Origin of the sequence: Natronoarchaeum philippinense, from assembly GCF_900215575.1 — an archaeon.
Classification (GTDB): Archaea; Halobacteriota; Halobacteria; order Halobacteriales; family Natronoarchaeaceae; genus Natronoarchaeum; species Natronoarchaeum philippinense.
Window position 1 is genome coordinate 82,400 of sequence record NZ_OBEJ01000002.1, and the last position, 16,545, is coordinate 98,944.

At 67.3% G+C, this 16,545-nt stretch carries 20 protein-coding genes and 3 tRNA genes; 17 read left to right on the forward strand and 6 right to left on the reverse strand.

Annotated elements, in window-relative coordinates:
- Positions 1-40: 40 nt before the first annotated feature.
- Positions 41-982, reverse strand: a complete 942-nt coding sequence (locus CRO01_RS07110; RefSeq protein ID WP_097008452.1) for a hypothetical protein — start codon at positions 980-982, stop codon at positions 41-43.
- Positions 983-1,020: 38 nt separating this feature from the next.
- On the opposite strand from CRO01_RS07110, the gene CRO01_RS07115 reads away from it, so the two are divergent.
- From CRO01_RS07115 to CRO01_RS07125, 3 genes are all read left to right on the forward strand, one after another.
- Positions 1,021-1,722 (forward strand): lipoate--protein ligase family protein, encoded by a 702-nt coding sequence (locus CRO01_RS07115; RefSeq protein ID WP_097008453.1) that lies wholly within the window; start codon positions 1,021-1,023, stop codon positions 1,720-1,722.
- A gap of 24 nt (positions 1,723-1,746) precedes the next feature.
- On the forward strand, positions 1,747-3,084 hold the full coding sequence (locus tag CRO01_RS07120) for a dihydroorotase (RefSeq protein ID WP_097008454.1): 1,338 nt from the start codon (positions 1,747-1,749) through the stop codon (positions 3,082-3,084).
- 72 nt (positions 3,085-3,156) lie between these two features.
- Entirely contained in the window at positions 3,157-3,951 is a 795-nt protein-coding gene (locus CRO01_RS07125; RefSeq protein WP_097008455.1) for an AAC(3) family N-acetyltransferase, read from the forward strand.
- A gap of 21 nt (positions 3,952-3,972) precedes the next feature.
- On the opposite strand, the gene CRO01_RS07130 is transcribed toward CRO01_RS07125, so the two are convergent.
- Positions 3,973-4,725, reverse strand: coding sequence for a DUF5806 family protein (locus CRO01_RS07130; RefSeq protein WP_097008456.1), 753 nt, complete (start codon positions 4,723-4,725; stop codon positions 3,973-3,975).
- A 124-nt stretch (positions 4,726-4,849) separates the two neighbouring features.
- Between CRO01_RS07130 and CRO01_RS07135 the strand changes: the two genes are divergently transcribed.
- Complete coding sequence (locus CRO01_RS07135; RefSeq protein ID WP_097008457.1) at positions 4,850-5,218, forward strand: universal stress protein; 369 nt, start codon at positions 4,850-4,852, stop codon at positions 5,216-5,218.
- Positions 5,215-5,742 carry a GNAT family N-acetyltransferase gene (locus CRO01_RS07140; RefSeq protein WP_097008458.1) on the forward strand — a complete coding sequence of 176 codons (528 nt, stop codon included), beginning with the start codon at positions 5,215-5,217 and terminating at the stop codon, positions 5,740-5,742. The genes CRO01_RS07135 and CRO01_RS07140 overlap by 4 nt, the downstream gene beginning before the upstream one ends.
- Here the strand turns inward: CRO01_RS07140 and CRO01_RS07145 are convergent.
- The gene (locus CRO01_RS07145) at positions 5,734-6,210 is read right to left on the reverse strand and encodes a universal stress protein (RefSeq protein ID WP_097008459.1); all 477 of its coding nucleotides are present in this window, start codon (positions 6,208-6,210) and stop codon (positions 5,734-5,736) included. The genes CRO01_RS07140 and CRO01_RS07145 overlap by 9 nt on opposite strands.
- A 153-nt stretch (positions 6,211-6,363) precedes the next feature.
- Between CRO01_RS07145 and CRO01_RS07150 the strand changes: the two genes are divergently transcribed.
- Together CRO01_RS07150 and CRO01_RS07155 are read left to right on the forward strand one after the other, a co-directional pair.
- Positions 6,364-6,786, forward strand: coding sequence for a universal stress protein (locus CRO01_RS07150; RefSeq protein ID WP_097008460.1), 423 nt, complete (start codon positions 6,364-6,366; stop codon positions 6,784-6,786).
- A gap of 80 nt (positions 6,787-6,866) precedes the next feature.
- Positions 6,867-7,979 carry a DHH family phosphoesterase gene (locus CRO01_RS07155; protein WP_097008461.1) on the forward strand — a complete coding sequence of 371 codons (1,113 nt, stop codon included), beginning with the start codon at positions 6,867-6,869 and terminating at the stop codon, positions 7,977-7,979.
- A gap of 7 nt (positions 7,980-7,986) precedes the next feature.
- On the opposite strand, the gene CRO01_RS07160 is transcribed toward CRO01_RS07155, so the two are convergent.
- Positions 7,987-8,409 (reverse strand): DUF5807 family protein, encoded by a 423-nt coding sequence (locus tag CRO01_RS07160; protein WP_097008462.1) that lies wholly within the window; start codon positions 8,407-8,409, stop codon positions 7,987-7,989.
- A 460-nt stretch (positions 8,410-8,869) separates the two neighbouring features.
- Positions 8,870-8,942: transfer RNA gene (locus CRO01_RS07165), tRNA-Arg, on the reverse strand.
- A gap of 149 nt (positions 8,943-9,091) precedes the next feature.
- Between CRO01_RS07165 and CRO01_RS07170 the strand changes: the two genes are divergently transcribed.
- From CRO01_RS07170 to CRO01_RS07185, 4 genes are all read left to right on the forward strand, one after another.
- A complete protein-coding gene (locus CRO01_RS07170; RefSeq protein WP_097008463.1) occupies positions 9,092-9,670 on the forward strand; it encodes a hypothetical protein in 579 nt (192 codons plus the stop codon).
- A gap of 169 nt (positions 9,671-9,839) precedes the next feature.
- Complete coding sequence (locus tag CRO01_RS07175; protein WP_097008464.1) at positions 9,840-11,291, forward strand: single-stranded DNA binding protein; 1,452 nt, start codon at positions 9,840-9,842, stop codon at positions 11,289-11,291.
- 104 nt (positions 11,292-11,395) lie between these two features.
- Positions 11,396-11,827, forward strand: a complete 432-nt coding sequence (locus CRO01_RS07180) for a histone (protein WP_097008465.1) — start codon at positions 11,396-11,398, stop codon at positions 11,825-11,827.
- Between the two features lies 1 nt (position 11,828).
- The gene (locus CRO01_RS07185) at positions 11,829-12,845 is read left to right on the forward strand and encodes a histone deacetylase family protein (RefSeq protein WP_097008466.1); all 1,017 of its coding nucleotides are present in this window, start codon (positions 11,829-11,831) and stop codon (positions 12,843-12,845) included.
- A gap of 15 nt (positions 12,846-12,860) precedes the next feature.
- On the opposite strand, the gene cca is transcribed toward CRO01_RS07185, so the two are convergent.
- Positions 12,861-14,219, reverse strand: a complete 1,359-nt coding sequence (gene cca, locus CRO01_RS07190) for a CCA tRNA nucleotidyltransferase (protein WP_097008467.1) — start codon at positions 14,217-14,219, stop codon at positions 12,861-12,863.
- A gap of 104 nt (positions 14,220-14,323) precedes the next feature.
- Between cca and CRO01_RS07195 the strand changes: the two genes are divergently transcribed.
- From CRO01_RS07195 to CRO01_RS07215, 6 genes are all read left to right on the forward strand, one after another.
- Positions 14,324-14,396, forward strand: a tRNA-Asn gene (locus tag CRO01_RS07195).
- A 164-nt stretch (positions 14,397-14,560) separates the two neighbouring features.
- Positions 14,561-14,635, forward strand: a tRNA-Ile gene (locus CRO01_RS07200).
- Positions 14,636-14,917: 282 nt separating this feature from the next.
- On the forward strand, positions 14,918-15,301 hold the full coding sequence (locus CRO01_RS07205; RefSeq protein WP_097008468.1) for a hypothetical protein: 384 nt from the start codon (positions 14,918-14,920) through the stop codon (positions 15,299-15,301).
- A 187-nt stretch (positions 15,302-15,488) separates the two neighbouring features.
- A complete protein-coding gene (locus CRO01_RS07210) occupies positions 15,489-15,887 on the forward strand; it encodes a hypothetical protein (protein WP_097008469.1) in 399 nt (132 codons plus the stop codon).
- Positions 15,884-16,030, forward strand: coding sequence for a DUF7563 family protein (locus CRO01_RS17155; RefSeq protein WP_449289587.1), 147 nt, complete (start codon positions 15,884-15,886; stop codon positions 16,028-16,030). The genes CRO01_RS07210 and CRO01_RS17155 overlap by 4 nt, the downstream gene beginning before the upstream one ends.
- A gap of 62 nt (positions 16,031-16,092) precedes the next feature.
- The gene (locus CRO01_RS07215; RefSeq protein ID WP_097008470.1) at positions 16,093-16,530 is read left to right on the forward strand and encodes a hypothetical protein; all 438 of its coding nucleotides are present in this window, start codon (positions 16,093-16,095) and stop codon (positions 16,528-16,530) included.
- Positions 16,531-16,545 lie beyond the last annotated feature (15 nt).

Below are 16,545 nucleotides of genomic sequence, written 5' to 3' on the forward strand. Positions count from 1 at the left end.
GAGCCGGGATGAACGCCGTCTGCACGAATCCGATGCCGAATTAACGCCGCACCACGTCGACGCGCACTCGCTCTCCGATCTCGAACGATCGGTCGGGACAGATCAGCTTCGCGCCGAACTCGTCGCGGGCGGCAAACAGCGCGATGCCGGTGATCGGCTCGCCGTTTGCCAGCACGGTTACGTCGTCCCAGTCGACGTGGCGATCCGCCGCGGCACCGACGAGCGAAGCTCGGCGAGCCCCGTCTCGCAGGCTCGACAGGACGCCGACGCGGTCGCCAGCCAGCGCCACGGCCCGTTCGCTCTCGGACGCCGCGGTCGATCCGGCGCCGGCAACGCTCAGCGCTGCTTCGGCGTCCGCCGACAGCAGCCCACCGCCCTCGTAGTGCGGGAAGCCGCCGTCGAGGGCGCCGAGCGGTCCGCCGTCGATACTTCTTGCCGCCATCCCGACGAATCGCTCTCCGGGCGCCGGGTGTGCTGGCTCGTCGAGGACGACGAACGTCTCGCCCCGGTCGACGACGCGGCCGGTGCCGTCCCACGCCAGCGGTTCGACGCCGACGGCCGGTTCGACGCGCAGGGAGCCGGCGGCGCGGTAGGGGTTCGCGTCAGGCGGCCGGAAGCCCAAGTGGATGTGGTTTGGCACCCACGGCGCGAAGAAGCCGGCCCGGACTAGTTCGCCGAGCGGATCCCCCACCGCGACGATATCGCCCGGTTCGACGGCGGGATCGACGTGGAGGAGTCTCGCGAGGCGGTCGCCGCAGTCGATCACGATCAGGTGGTCGTGCTCGGCGGCATAGGGCTTCGGCGGCGCCCGCACGGTTCGCGTGTCAACTACCTCGCCGGCGACGGGGCTCGGCGCCGTCGTTCGGTCGGCCTCGGGATACAGGTCGATTGCACAGCCCCGGTCGTGGGCGTCGAACGGCGAGTTGTACAGCGAGAACCGCCGGTAGCGCGCGAGCACCGACTCGGGAAGCGTGACGGCCATCGGACACGCTTAGGGGCCGGGGGTGCTTAGTCTCGGCCATGCGCGTGCTCCGCGGGCGCGCCGCGACGCCCGAGGCCGACCGCGATGCCACCGCCGAGTTGCTGGAACGGGCTGGCGAGACGGGCGAGCCGGCCCTGCGCGTCTGGCGACCGCACCGACAGATCGCGTTCGGGCGTCGTGACGCCACCGCCGAGGGGTACGACCTCGCGCGCTCGATCGCACGCGAGCACGGCTTCGAGCCGATCGAGCGAAGCGTCGGCGGCCGGGCGGTCGCCTACACCGGCACGACGCTGGCAGTCGCACACGCTCGCCCGATCGAGGACGTTCGGCAGGGTCTCGAAGAGCGCTACGGCGACGCCCTCGACCGGCTCGGCACCGCGCTGGGGCGCCTCGGCGTCGACGCCGAACCGGGCGAGCCGCCGAACTCTTTCTGTCCGGGCACCCACTCGCTGCAGGTCGCGGGGCGTAAGGTGGCTGGCGTCGCCCAGCGCGTCAAACAGAACGCCGCGCTCGTCGCCGCCGTCGTCGTGGTCGACGGTCGGAAGGAGATCGCAGACGTACTCGACCCGATCTACGACGCGCTGGACGTGCCGTTCGATCCCGACACCGTGGGGAGCGTGGCGGGCGCCGGCGGGCCGGCCGATCCCGAGCGGGTCGCCCGGACGATCGAGGACGCTATCGCCGGGGACCGCGCGACGACGGTCGAATATCTCTCGGAGTCGCACTTCCGAGACGTTTAGGGGCTCGCCCCGACGAGAGCGAGTATGCTCATCGCCAACGCCACGCTGCCGGACGGCCGCGAGCGCGACGTCCGGATCGCCGACGGGCAGATCGACGCCGTCGAGCCCTCGCTCTCGGGCGAACCGGACATCGACGCCGCGGGCAAGCGCCTGTTCCCCGGCGCGCTCGACGTGCACGTCCACTTCCGACAGCCGGGCTACTCGCACAAGGAGACGTGGGAGACGGGGTCGAAAAGCGCCGCCGCGGGCGGCGTGACGACGGTCGTCGACCAACCAAACACCGATCCGGCGACGGTCGACGGCGCCGGCTTCGACGAGAAGGCCGACCTCGCGGCGGCGTCGTACGTCGATTACGGCATCAACGGCGGCGTTACGGCCGACTGGGATCCCGAGGAGTTGTTCGATCGGCCGCTGTTCGCGCTCGGCGAGGTGTTTCTCGCGGACTCGACCGGCGACATGGGGATCGACGCCGACCTGTTCGCCGACGCCGTTGCGCGATGCGCAACCAGCAATCGGAACGCGAAGCGTTCCGATGACGCCGCCGCGCGGGCGGCCGAGCACGACGTGACCATCACCGTCCACGCCGAGGACGCCGACCTGTTCGACTCGTCGGTGGAGGGTGTCGACGCCGGCGGCGCGGGCCGGGACGCCGACGCCGATCTCTGGAGCGCGTTCCGGGCCGCCGAAGCCGAGGAGGCCGCGGTCGAGCGCGCCGTCGAGGTCGGCACCGGACAGGGGACGGCCGTTCACATCGCCCACACCAGCACCCCCGAGGGGATCGACGCGGCCAGCGCCGGCGGCGCAACCTGCGAGGTGACGCCCCATCACCTCTTTCTCTCTCGTGAGGACGCCGACGAACTCGGAACGTACGGCCGGATGAATCCGCCGCTGCGATCCGAAGAGCGCCGCGAGGCGGTCTTCGAGCGCGTCCGGGACGGAACGGTCGATATGATCGCCACCGACCACGCGCCCCACACCCGCGAGGAGAAGGATGTCGGGCTCTGGGACGCGCCCAGCGGCGTCCCCGGCGTCGAGACGATGCTCCCACTCTTGCTTGAGGAGGCCCGGCAGGGGACGCTTTCCTACGAGCGCGTCCGGGACCTCATCGCCGCCAATCCCGCCGACGTGTTCGACCTGCCGAACAAGGGTCGGATCGAGGAAGGCCGGGACGCCGATCTCGTGCTGTTCGATCCCGAGGACGCCCGCGAGATCCGCGGCGAGGACCTCCACTCGAAGTGCGAGTGGACGCCGTTCGAGGGCCGACAGGGCGTGTTCCCCGAGTTGACGCTCGTGCGCGGCGAGGTCGTCTACCGCGACGGCGAGTTCGGCGATGCCGTCGGCCGGAACGTCCGGGAGCGATAGCTCGCGCGGACGCCGCGGCGTCGGTCGGTAATCGCTCTATAACTAACCCGGCCCGGGCGGACGCTCACGGTGATGGTCGCCCACCTGCCGGAGACGCTCTGGCGCAGCGCGACGCACTACGTTCGGAAGCGCCGCGACACGCCGACCGGCCCCTCGTCATCGGAGCTGTTCGAGTCGATTCTCTCGGAGTACGACGAAGAAACCGTGTTCGTCCACGCCGGGCTGAGCGACGTTCGCGCGGCCTTCGGCGGCGATCCCTACGAGTTCCTGCTCGACCGCCTCGACGCCGAATTCGAATCGATCCTGACGCCGGGCTTCACCCAGTCGTTCCGCGAGACGGGCTACTTTCACCGCGCCGAGACCGAGCCGGCCGTGGGTGCGTTTTCGAGCCTGCTGTTCGAGGACGCCGACTACCGCACCCGCGATCCGCTCCACTCCATTCTCGTTCGAGGCGAGTACCGCTTCGAGGATCGGACCCACCGCGACACGTTCGCGCCGGCGGGCTGTTTCGGCAAGCTCAATGACGACGGCGTGCGCATCCTCAACGTCGGGACGCCGTGGCTCGTCTCGACCCAGCTCCACTACGTCGAGCGCGTGCTGGACGTGCCCTACACTCGGACGATGGAGGTCGAAGGCACCGTCGAGTACGCCGACGGCGACCGCGAGGAGATCGTCCAGCGAAACTACAGCAAGAACAAGTACGTCTACTACTGGAATCGGCTGGGCATCCAACGCGACCTGATGACCGAGGGCGTCCTCGACGTGTACGACCTCAACGGCCTGTCGGTGCTCTCGGTCCGGGCCGACGACCTGCTTGACACGCTGGAACCGAAGATCGAGGCCGATCCGTACTATCTGGTGCGCTGATCCGGCGCCGAGCCGATCGGCTCAGTCGTCGGCGGTCAGGTCGTGCCCGCACTCGGGACACTCGGCGTGGTCGTGGCGCAACTCGGCGCTCGACTCCCGAACGTCTCGCATCACCGCCGAGATCCGGTCTTCGGCGTCGAGTTCCTCCTCGACCGTGAGATCGACGCCCTCGACCTCCAGCAGGAACTTTGCGACCTCGGTGGCTTCATACATCACGTCGTCGAGCTCCTCGGCGGTGAAGAAATCACACATCGCGCCGTAGAGGAAGGTCGCGCCGGCCTTTCGGACCTTCTCCTCGAACGACGCTCGGGCCTGATTGACCGCTTGGGGCGTGTACGTGTCGGTCATGAAGGGCACGAGATCGGGCAGGTTCTCGCCGATCTTGGTCATCTCGACGCCGGTCTCGGTCCGGAAGTCGGCACACAATCGGGCGATCGCCCACTCGCGGGCCGTCACGTACGTTCGATCCCGGAGGAACTCGTTGACCCGCTCGTACTGCGCGCCGTCCATCTTCTTGAAACGGGCGTACTTCTGCACGTCCGGCGGCACGTCGGGGCTGTCGTCCGCGCTGGACGCCGCCTCGGGGTCGGGCACGGAGGGCTGGGCCGCAGTGGCGTCGTCGTCTGACGACGCAGCGGCGTCCGTCTGGGTGTCGACCTCGGTCGAATTCTCGTCGTCTGTCGACGCCTCGGGGTCCGCGGCGTCGTCTCGCTCGTCGGCGCGGTCGGCAGAAAGATCGTCCTCGGCGCCGGGCGTCGGCGACTCGTCAGTCATGTCGAGACGTTGCTGTGGCCGCCTCAAAAGCGTTGTCGTGGGGGCATCAGAGTCGTTCGCGGCGTCGCCTCGCTCCGAGCAATCAGCACAACTGTTTTGATGGGGGCACGAAAATCTCCACCCGATGAAGGTACTGCTCGGGATCGGAGGGAGCGACGAGTCCCAGCGCGCCCTCGACGAGACGGTGGCGCGCGCCGCCGAGACCGACGACGAACTGACGATCGCCATCTTCGAGAAGCCCGGCGCGGAGCGCGACCCCGACGAGACCGAGACCACCGCACGCGAGCGACTGGACGAGGCGGGCGTCGACGCGACGATCCGGCACGTCGATGGCGATCCGGGGAGCCGACTGGTACAGATCGCCGAGGCCGAGGAGTTCGACCAGCTCGTCATCGGCGGCGGCGAAGTGAGTCCGATGGGGAAGATCCAGCTCGGATCGGTCACCGAATTCGTGCTGTTGAACGCGCAGGTCACGGTCAAGCTGGTACGATGAGTGACGACCGCATCTACCCCGACGAGCCGGCGGGCGACTTCCCCGAGCCGCCGCTGTCCTTCGAGGACCGCGAAGGTCGATCCATCGACATCGAGCCCTACGAGCCCGGCGACGAGGAGGCGCTCGTCGAGATGTACGTCGAGTTCGACCCGGCCGACCGCGCGCAGGGGATCCCGCCCTCGACCGAGGAGCGGGTCCGCGACTGGCTGGAGCTGATCGTCGACGAGGGCCACAACGTCGTCGCGTGGCACGGCGACGCCATCGCCGGGCACGCGACGCTCGTGCCCGACGGCGGCGAGGCGTACGAACTCGCCATCTTCGTCACCCAAGAGTACCAGCGCGCGGGGATCGGCGGCCGGCTGATCCGCGCGCTGCTTGGCTACGGTGCGAGTCAGGATGTCGATCGCGTCTGGCTCACCGTCGAGCGGTGGAACCGGGCCGCCGTCGCGCTGTACGAGGATGTCGGGTTCGAGCGTAGCGGCACCGAGAGCTTCGAGCTAGAAATGTCGCTCCAGCTACACTGACAGCACGGGCTGGCTGGCGTACAACAGCGTGTATTCTGCGGCTTTTTCGAGCACGTCCGGCTCGTCGTCGGCGTTTGGCTCTCTCGGGATCACCAGAAAGTCGGCGCTGACCTCGTCGGCCACGTCGAGAATGACGCTGCCGGGGTGCTGGGTCTTCCGGCGCGTCGAGAAGCCAAACGCGATCGTCGTGTCGGCCGGCACGTCGGCGTCGGCGGCCATGTCGGCGACCGACTCCAGATACGCCCGGTTGTCCTCGGCCACGTCGTCCTCGTCGATCTCGCCGCTTTCGAGGCCGCGAACCACGTCCTCGCCCACGACGTACACGGCCGACAGCGCGGCGTCGTACCGGTCGGCGACGGCGACGGCGTACTCGACGGCTTGCATCGACTCGTCGCTGCCGTCGACGGGGACGAGCACGCGCTCGACCGAGAGCGCGTCGGCGTCGCCAGCCGTCTGTTCCGTATTCATGGGTAGACGTGTGGCGTCGCGGTCTAAAAACTCTCCCCTCCCGCCCGGCGCTCGCCGGGCGTTCGACGCTCGCGGTGCGGCACCGGCGTCCGGCGGCGCCGCGCCCGGGACGAGGTCCGAGGTTTAATGCCGGCCGCGGCGAAACCTCCTGCTATGATCGACACCGTCGTCGTCGCCACGGACGGGTCGGCGAGCGTCCGGCGCGCGGTCGACGTCGCGCTCGACCTCGCGGACCGGTTCGACGCCGAGGTACACGCCCTGTACGTGATCGACGAGAGCGAGGTCGAGGCCTCGCCCGAAGAACTACGACAGGACCTCCACGGCGCGCTCGAAGAGAGCGGGCAGGAAGCGCTGGACGGCGTCCGCGAGCGGACCGACCGTGAGGTTGTCACCGAAGTACGCGAAGGGCGACCGGCCGACGAGATCTCGGCCTACGCCCGCGAGATCGACGCCGATGTCGTCGCCACCGGCACGCGCGGACGCCACGGCGAACACCGCTTCCTGCTCGGTAGCGTCGCCGAGCGCGTCGTTCGATCGTGTCCGGTGCCGGTGCTGTCGGTGCGCCAGTTGGCCTGATCCGATCGACGCGACGGCGTCCCGACGCCGCGGCGCGGGCAACCGGCGGCTTCTTGCGTTCGCGGGCCCCACCGGCCCACATGGACGACGATCTTATCGACGACGAGGAGCTGGCCCCGCCGCGTAAGTCCGTGCTGCCCGGCGAGGGATTTTTCGTTCCCGATTCCTTCGAGGAGGATCTCGAAGAGCAAGAGGCAGCCGAGGAACTGGAGGGTGCGAGCGTCGCGGTCGTCGCCGACCCCGACGCCGACGGACTGGCCTGCGTCGCCCTGCTCCGGGAAGTGTACGGCGAGGCCGCGCTCGTGCCCGCTGGCCCCCACGATCTTGAGGAGGGCATGGAGTACGTCGCCGAGTACGGCGCCGACGACATCCGGGCGTTCGTCTGTGACCTCTGTCCTGACAAGTTCGAGTACGTCGAGGACGAACTCGCCGCCTTGACCGAGCGCGCCGGCGAGGTGCGCTGGTTCGACCACCACCAGTGGGACGACGACGTCGCCGCCGCTGTGCGGGACGCCGGCGTCGAACTGGTCGTCGGCGACTCCGACGAAGTCTGCACCGCCGACGTTGCGCTGCGCGAACTGGACTACGAGTTCCCCGAGCACTTCGAGGCCCTCGCCGCCGTCACCCGCGACCACGACCTCTGGATCCGCGAGGACGCCCGCAGCGACGACCTCGCCGACTACTCCTATTGGTCCGACCCCGAGGAGTACGTCGAGACGGTGCTCGAACACGGCGCCGACCTTCCCGAGGACGTGCTCGACTTCCTCGAAGAACAACGCGTCGAGAAGGAGGATCTGATCGAGCGGGCGGTCGCCCGCGCCGAGTACGAGGAGATCGGCCCGTGGACCGTCGGCGTCACCTACGGCCGCTGCTCGCAAAACGAGGTCGCAGAAGCGATGCGCGAGGCCGGCGCCGACGCCTCGGTGATCGTCAAACCGGCGGGATCGGCGTCGATCCGGGGCACCGACGAGTTCGAGCGCTGCCACGAAGTCGCCGGGCAGGTCAACGGCGGCGGCCACCCGAAGGCGGCGGGCTGCAAGCCCGACATCTACGACGACATGCTCGACTACGCCAACCACTGGACCTCTCGGGGCGCCACGACCAAGCAGGTGATCCTCGACGCCTTCGAGACCGTCGTTCCGGACGACTACGACGACGAAGACGCCGAAGACGCCGACGAAAAGGAGAACTAAACGCCGCTCAACGCTCGCCGGCGATCCACTTGTGGGAGTAGGCGGTGCCGCACTCGCATTGGGCGTACGCGTGGATCACGTCGCCCTCGCCGTAGAGCCCGCCGACCTCCTCGTTTTGTTCTTCCGCGAACGCGAACACGAACCGCGTAGCGTGGTCTTCGCCCTCCGGACAAGCCCCGCCAGTCAGGTCCTCGCTAATCTCGCCGTCGGTACCCATCGCCTGTTTGGCGAATCCCATCGCGTCCATCCCCGTTGCGGCCTGAAACGCGCTGCGGCCCTTCTCGCCCTCGACGACGATCAGCGTCCCGTCGTCGACCCGCTCGCCGTAGGAATCGAGCGTCGAGGGGTCGTCGACGGCGGCGTCCGCGAGGTAGATAGCCACGTCCTCGGGTCGCTGTCCGGCCAGAAACTCCGCGCGTGCGTCGGTCATACCACCCGTTTCGTCCCGATGGGGAAAAACGGTGCGACAGCGACTCGGCGTCGTGACGACGCCGAACGCTCACGAGGCGAGCAACACGGAGGTCGCTCGCTGTGTTGTTCGCGCAAAATGTAGCGTCCGGACGGAGTCCCGGATTCGGAACGAATCCGGGGCTCATCTGATCGTTCCGATCAGATGGTGTCTCACGCGAGCGAAGCGAGCGGGGGCACGTCCGGTCGTGACTGAACGACTGAAAGGAGTGAAGGAACGTCCGGACGGAGATTTGAACTCGCTCGTTCCCGTTCGCTCGCCCCGCTCGCTCACCTCCCACTCGCTGCTCAAATCTCCTCGCGGCCGCATAAGCGCTCACCGTGTTGTTCGCGCAAAATGTAGCGTCCGGACGGAGTCCCCGCGAGCGAAGCGAGCGGGAGCACGTCCGGTCGTGACTGAACGACTGAAAGGAGTGAAGGAACGTCCGGACGGAGATTTGAACTCCGGTCCCTGGCTCCGCAAGCCAAGAGGATAGTCCACTACCCTACCCGGACTCATCTCTACGTATCCGGCGTTTACTTAAAGGGGTTACGATACGGGGGCGGAGTGACAGTGCGTGACGGTGCCGTCGCCGGGATCGATCACTCAAACGGGCGTTTGAGCTACCAGCATTTCTTTTATATTGTCTACAGTACTGTCGAGTATGAAACGACGGGCACTACTCCGGCAACTCGGCGGCGTCGGCGTCGCCACGGCGTTGGCCGGCTGTGTCGCGGACCGACCAGCGGCCGAGGATGGGACGGCCGAGCCCGGCACACAGCCTGCAGTCACCGACGGTGGCAACGACACCGAGTCCCACGGCAACGGTAACGAGTCCGACGGCGACGCCGCGGACGCCGGAGCGTCGACCGATCCCCCGTCGCTCGCTGGAACCCAAATCGAGACGACCGGAACGGACAGCGAGGCGACTCACGAGGCCGTCGTTACGTTCGACGAGGGATCGGTGACAGTCGATGGGACGATCACGGCACCGACACCGTGTCACGACGCCGCGGTGCAACGCGCCGCCTACGACGAGTCCGGCGACAAGCTCCGGTTCGTTGTCGAGACGGTCCAGACCGATACGGATATGCTTTGTACGCAGGTGATATCCGGTGTTGCGTACACGTTGACGGCCGAGTTCGACGGTGGGCTACCGGGCAACGTCGTGGTCGTCCACGAGGGCGCGAGCGAGACGACGACCGTGGCAAACGTGACCGCCGGGGACGCCGACAGCGAGTGAGCTACAACTTTTTATTCGATCCCGCGGCGACGCCGTAGCGTGCCCCGAAGACGCCCCGCTCTGGCGACGATCGTGACGCCGAACGCACACCACAGAATCGCAAGCGGGCGGCGCTGTGTCCGGCAAGGACAACGCTTAACCGGAGCCCACACCACCACAGACTACTAGAATGGGAGCTATCGAGGACGTATACGAAGACCTCGACGCGGATGTCGACCTGGAGAAGTTCCGGGAGGCCGTCGAGGCCAAGGTCGACCAGATGGGTGGACTGGCCGACGAGGAGACGGCGGCGATGCTCGTCGCCCACGAGGTCAACGACGAGGAGGTCAACGGTATCTCCGACATCGAGCCGGGGATGGAGGAGGTGAAGTTCATCGCCAAGGTGGTCGATGTCGGTGACCTGCGCACCTTCGAGCGCGACGACGACGAACAGCCCGAGGGGCAGGTCATCAACGTCGAAGTGGCCGACGAGACCGGAAGCCTCCGGGCCGCGTTCTGGGACGAGCGCGCGGCGGCCGTCGAGGAGGAGTTGAGCGAAGGCGACGTGCTCAGGATCAAGGGCCGCCCCAAGGAGGGGTTCAACGGCATCGAGATCAGCGTCGACGAGGCCGAACCCGACGAGGACGCCGAGGTCGAGGTGGCGATCACCGACACCTACCGGGTTGAGGATCTCTCGCTCGGCCTCTCGGATGTCGATCTGGCGGGGCTGGTGCTCGACACCGAACCCGTCCGGACGTTCGACCGCGACGACGGTAGCGAGGGCAAGGTCGCCAACCTCGTGCTCGGCGATCCCACGGGCAAGATTCGGATCACGATGTGGGACGAGCGCGCCGACCGCGCCGAGGAGATCGAGCCCGGCACGTCCGTCGAGGTCGTCGACGGCTACGTCCGGGAGCGAGACGGCTCGCTGGAACTGCACGTCGGCGACCGCGGCGCCGTCGAGGAGATCGACGAGGAGATCGAGTACGAGCCCGACCGGACGCCGATCGAGACCCTCGAGATCGGCCAGACGGTCGATCTGGCCGGCGTCGTTCGCTCGGCCGACCCCAAGCGGACGTTCGACCGCGACGACGGCAGCGAGGGACAGGTCCGCAACATTCGCGTGCAGGACGACAGCGGCGACATTCGCGTCGCGCTCTGGGGCGACAAGGCCGACAAGGAGATCGCACCCGGCGACGAGGTCGCGCTCGCCGACGTCGAGATTCAGGACGGCTGGCAGGACGATCTCGAAGCCTCCGCCGGCTGGCAGTCGACGGTGACGGTGCTCGACGACGCTGACCTCGGTGGCGGTGCCGGAGGCGGTGCCGAGACAGCCGACAGCGGCGCCGACCAGACGCTCGGCTCGTTCGAGGACGCCGACGGCGGGAGTGCCGATTCGGATAGTTCGAGTGCCAGCGGTGACGGCGCCGCCGCGGTCGCTGCCAGCGGCGGCGCGGCGCTCGCGGAGGGCGAGCAGACCGAGTTCACCGGGACCGTCGTGCAGGCCGGCGAACCGGTGGTGCTGGACGACGGCGAGGAGACGATCAGCGTCGAGACCGACGCCGACGTTCACCTCGGGCAGGAAGTGACGGCCCGTGGCGTGCTTCAGGACGGCCGACTCGACGCCGACGACGTGTTCTGAACCGCGCGACACGCATCCCCGGAAAAACGACGCGTTCTCAGACCGTTTCCCCGCCGGAAACGCGCACGGAAAATGTTAAGGGTCCCACTTCCCCGAATTTGGGTATGAGCGTCGAGTTACCGTTTGCTCCCGTGGACACGATCATTCGTCGGAACGCCGGTGAGCTGCGAGTCAGCGCCGAGGCCGCCGAGGAGCTGGCCCACCGGATCCAGCTTCGCGGGGCAGACCTCGCCGTAGACGCCGCCGAACACGCGACCGAGGACGGGCGAAAGACGCTGATGGCCGAGGACTTCGGCGTCGAGACCGTCGTCGACAAGGACGACATCGAACTGCCGATCGCGCCGGTCGACCGCATCGCGCGCATCGACATCGACGACTCCTACCGCGTTGCGATGGACGCCCGAATCGCGCTGGCAGACATTCTGGAGGACTACGCCGACAACGTCGCCGCCGCGGCCGCGACGCTCGCCAGACACGCCGACCGCCGAACAGTCAAGGACGAGGACATCCAAACGTACTTCGAGCTGTTCGAATGAGATGAGATTCGGCTACAGCGAGACCTGCCTCGACCACGACACCGGCGACCGCCATCCAGAGACGCCGGACCGCCTGCGCGCCATCAAGGAGGGACTAAAGCGAAAGCACGGCGTCGAGTACGTCGAGGCCGACTCGGCCGACGTGGAGACGGTGGCGGCGATCCACGACCGTGAGTACGTCGAGGAGGTCAGGGAGTTTTGCGCCGATGGGGGCGGGAACTGGGATCCCGACACCGTCGCCGTCGAGGGGACGTGGGACGCAGTACTCCAGAGCGCCGGCCTGTCGGCGTGGGCCGCCGAGCGCGCGATGGACGGCGATTCGGGTCGCGAGACGCCGTTCGCGCTCGGCCGGCCACCGGGGCATCACGCGGTCGTCGACGACGCCATGGGCTTTTGCTTCGTCAACAACGTCGCCGTCGCCGCCCAGCACGCCCTCGACGACACGGCGGCCGAATCAGTCGCTATCGTCGACTGGGACGTCCACCACGGCAACGGCACGCAGGACATCTTCTACGAGCGCGACGACGTGCTGTTTTGCTCGACTCACGAGGAGGGGATCTACCCCGGGACGGGCGGCTCCGGCGAAACCGGCACGGGCGACGGCGAGGGGACGACGCTGAATCTCCCGATGCCGGCAGGCGCGGGCGACGCCGACTTCGCCGCGGCGTTCGAGCGCGTCGTCGAACCGGCCGTCGAATCGTTCGATCCCGATCTGTTGCTGGTCAGCGCCGGCTTCGACGCCCACCGCCACGACCCGATCTCCCGGCTCCGCGTCTCGACGGACGGCTACGGCGTCCTCACCGGTCGCCTGCGCGACCTTGCCGACGAGACCGACACCGCGCTCGGATTCGTTCTCGAAGGTGGGTACGGTCTCGACGTACTCGCCGAAGGAGTCGCAATGGTCCATGAAGTGTTCGACGGCCTCGATCCAGTCCAACCCGACGACGATGTCGACGACGATGTCGAGGAACTACTCACAGGACTTCGATCACGCCACCCGCTGTTGGTCGGGAACTGACAACTCTTCGTTCCGTCAGGGCTCGGGCTCGAAGTACTGCGCCAACTCGACGCCGAACTCTCCTGCCAGCGACGCCACTTCCTCGCCGATCAGGGCCTCGTGGTCCGCTTCGAGCGCGCTGGCGACGTGCGTGCCGAGGCGAACGTCGAGGAGTTGGTCGCTGCGTAGGAACGCCGCTGCGGTCTCGAACTCCCGAGGGCGCTCGACGACGTAGCGCTCGCCCTCGACGAAGGGGCCGTAGGCGCTCTCGTCGTCCGCATACTTCTCGAAGAAGCCGGCTGCGTGCTCGCGGACGTGGACGGGCGGCCCCTCGTGGCGCTCGATCGCCGGGCGCTCGTCGACAGCAAGCTCGGCCAACAGGACGGCGGTTTCGTCGGCCATCGCGGTCGACCGAACCACGTCGAATCCTCGGCGGTCGAGCGCCTCAGTGATCCCGTCGAGCGACCGGCTGAGTTGGGGGTAGAGCTGGTCTTCGACCACGTCGGGTGCCGCAAATCGGATGGCAACGGGCGTCGTTCCGCGCTCGGCGATCGCCGCCTCGACAGCGGCGTCCGACAGCGGTGCTGGCTGATCGGCGAAGAACAACTCTTCGCGAGGGTCGGCGAGCAGGTCGCGGGCGTAGTGCTGGAGCCGGGCGACGTTGTCGGCCGACAGCACGGCCGCGACGTTGCGTTCGGGATCCGTGGGATCGATGACGACTAACGGGTCGTCGAACGTCTCGTCACCGTGGTCCTCGGGGTCGAGTTCGACCGGTGGATGCCACTCGGCTGCCGCCTCGACGAACTCGCGGAAGCCGCCGTAAGCTAACACGAGCAGTTCGGTGAGATACCCGCTAAAGCCTCGCGTCCGTAGATCGCTGCCGTAGACGCCGATTCCGGTCAGAAACTGCTTTGCGAGGCGAACGTCGGCCGCGAGGTCGGCGTCCAACCGACCAGCGACGTACTCGGCGTGAAACGGCGTCCGATCGACCGCCGACCGGATCGCGGCGGCGTCCTCGACGTCGTAACACGGGACGAGATCTATGTCGAACCCATCGACGACGCCCTTGACGTACGGGTGCTCGGCGTACTCCTCGTGACCCTCCGGGAGGGCGCTGTGCCCGACATCGAGGCCGTACTCTTCTAGCTCCTCGCGGTCGAGTTCAGTCGGGAAGCGAACGAACACGTCGATGTCGCGGTCGCCGCTGATCCACGTGTTTCGGGCCGTGCTGCCGACCTGCAACACGTCGGCGTCGACCGGTAGCTCGTCGACCGCGCCTTCTGCTCGCCGGCGTAGCTCTTGGGCGACCCCCTCCATCCGCTCGCGCTCGGCTGTCGACGGGTCGACTGTCTCTCGCACCCCCTCGACAACGGCCGCGAACTCCTCGTCAGTCATTGAACCGTGGTTGCTCCCCGTCGCGTGAAAGGATATCGGTGCCCGACGACGCGGCGAAAACGAAAGTCCTATTAAAAACACCCGACTACACCGAAGTGCAACGGGCCGCCGTAGCTCAGTTGGTAGAGCACCTGGTTGTTACCCAGGTTGTCCCAGGTTCGAGCCCTGGCGGTGGCGTGACTTTCTCCGAAATCTACAGCTCGCAAGACGCTGTCTTCCGATGCCGTGAACTTCCTTGCAACTCTACTTCGCGTAGCTGAGAGACTGTTCTACGCGACGGTACAGCCGCAGCCGTGGGAATGCGACAAACCTTAGTTCGGCATCATCCAACGACGGGGTACGGGCCCGTATCTCAGTCTGGTTAGAGAGAGCGGCTCATAACCGCTTCGTCCTTGGTTCAAATCCGAGCGGGCCCATCCGACAAACGGTTGATACTAACCTCAACCGGAAATGTCCGTCTCGGTGCGTTCTACCTTCCGGAAACAGCCGAATAGCGACGCCTGAAAACGGCGCTCAAAAACGACCCGAACCAACGACGAGTCGCGTCACGCCGCCGTCCAGCGTTTATTATAGTCGGAGGTGGTCCGCGTGAGCCGGTTCTGTCCGCGGTGCGGTGGGCGGATGGTCACCACAACCTCTCGCGGCGGGATCACCCGGCGCGTCTGTGAGAACAGCCCCGACTGTGGGCGTGGTGACGCATGAGCCTCGGCGTCGAGCAGGCCGCGGCGTCGATCGAGCGCCAGCTCGGTGAACCGCCGCGACTCCGGTTCCCCACCGACTGGACGCTGTCGGCGTCGTGGGAACGTGCTCAGCGAGAGCACGACACTGGCGGCCCTGTGTCGCCCGCTGAGCGCGTCGTATTGCTCAGCGAGGGAAAGCCCCACCGCGTGCTGTTCGCCATCTACGACGGCGCCCTACGGGCCGAGTGCGACTGTGACGGCTTCCGCTACCGTGGCTGGTGCGCTCACGTCGCCTCGTGCTGGTGGCGGTGGGTCCGGTCGGATCTCTCGGTCGTCGATCTCGACACCGGAGATACGCACGTCTCACCACCGTGGTGGCTCTCCGTTGGGGGTGAGCGATGACTCCCCGGCGTCGAGAGCGGCAGTCGTGCTCGGTCCCACGCACGGGCACGGGCGAGCGCGTGAGTCTCCCAGCGACCCGGGGAGGGGTGTCCTACATACTGTCGACCTGCGCGAAAATCGCTTGCCGTCTGGGGATTTCGTCGCGTATGACACGCCCCGATTCCGTCATGCGTGGGAGGTGGGCGGCATGAGCCGGATGGAAAGCCCGACTGACGCGACGAGTCGCGTCACCATCCGGGTTCCCGAGAGCCTTCTCGACGAGTACGACGAGGCGCTCGACGACCGCGAGACGGACCGGAGCAAGGACATTCGGCGCTACATGCGAAGCGTCATCAACGCTCCCGATCCCGACGAGAGCCGTCAGCCACCGACCGACGACGAAACGCTGGCGAAGGGCTACGCGGCGCTTCGGAAGGCGGGTGCTGGCCGATCTGTTCCGGTCCGGGAAGCAAAGAGCATCGTTGCCCGTGAGACGAACATCCCTGCTGAGAGCGTCAGCCGGCGCGTGCTAAAGCCGCTTGAACGGCGCGGCTACCTCGCGTGGGGCGGTGATCCGATCAACGATCCGTGGGTGACCGTCCGATGACGTACTGCCAGAGCTGCGGGGCGCACGTTTCCGACCGGTTCGCTCGCGTCTGTGGCGACAACGACGGGAACGTCTGGAACTGCCCCGAGTGTACGTCCGGGTGTCAGGACCGGCATCTTCGGCAGACGGCACCGCCGCAATAGGCCACTTTCAGAGGCCTATCCCCGAGATTTTTGTAGAGCGATTTTACACACCGCCGCTGGTTATGGCACTGAACCTACCGGAGAACATGATCCCTGCCGGCGTGCGCCGGGAAGACGGCATCGACCTGACCGACAGCATCCTCGCGCCGATCTTCGTGATGGCGACGATCGCGCTGACGGGGCTGTTCAACCTCACGACTGGGACGTTTCCCTACCAGTGGTCGTTCAACGACGCGCTCTACGCGGCGCACGGCACCGAGATCACGTGGGCGTTCGTCGTGACGATGGCGGTGATCTTCATCGCGTGGATCACGAACGGCCAGACCACGCGGGATGACCTGACCGATATGGAGTTCGTGATCGTGCTCCTGATGGTCATCCTGAACATCCTGAGCGCGCTCGTGCCGGCCGTCGCTGTCGCCGTCGGCGCGGCGTGGTACGTCGGCGTCTTCATGGTGATGCTGAACGGCGCCGGCTTCTGGATTATCGCCTACAAGTAACGCGGCTTCTCGGAG